Raw genomic sequence first — 395 nt, forward strand, 5'->3', positions numbered from 1 at the left:
TCGCAAAATCATTCATATTAAACGTGCTCCTTTGCGATAATAGTCAATGTTTGATACATTTCATCATCATTCATTGGCGGTTCGATAATATCAAAGATACGACCCTTCATTTTAATTCGCATTAATTCTGTAATACCTGTTGCATAAGGAATGATAAACCGATACATTCGTGTAGACTGTGAAGCTGAAGCTTCCATATACTCCGAACCTTTTACCGTTTTTATCATTGCCCACGCTTTTTTTACTTCTTGCCAATTACCTGTTTCAACTTCTTGATTTAACTCATCTTTTATTACTTCAGGTTGTTCAATGATAATTCGATTTCTACAATCACCTGTATTCAGTGGTTTCTTGTATTGGAAAGGACGCATATTAATCACCGTCCAACTTAATTT

General features: G+C 34.4%; 1 protein-coding gene. It reads right to left on the reverse strand.

The features are described 5' to 3' along the window. Nucleotides 1-17: 17 nt before the first annotated feature. Nucleotides 18-371 (reverse strand): phage head closure protein, encoded by a 354-nt coding sequence (locus tag JDS99_RS31075; RefSeq protein WP_199696507.1) that lies wholly within the window; start codon nt 369-371, stop codon nt 18-20. Nucleotides 372-395: the final 24 nt, after the last annotated feature.

Origin of the sequence: Bacillus cereus group sp. N6, assembly GCF_016483705.1 — a bacterium.
In the GTDB taxonomy this organism is placed as follows: Bacteria; Bacillota; Bacilli; order Bacillales; family Bacillaceae_G; genus Bacillus_A; species Bacillus_A wiedmannii.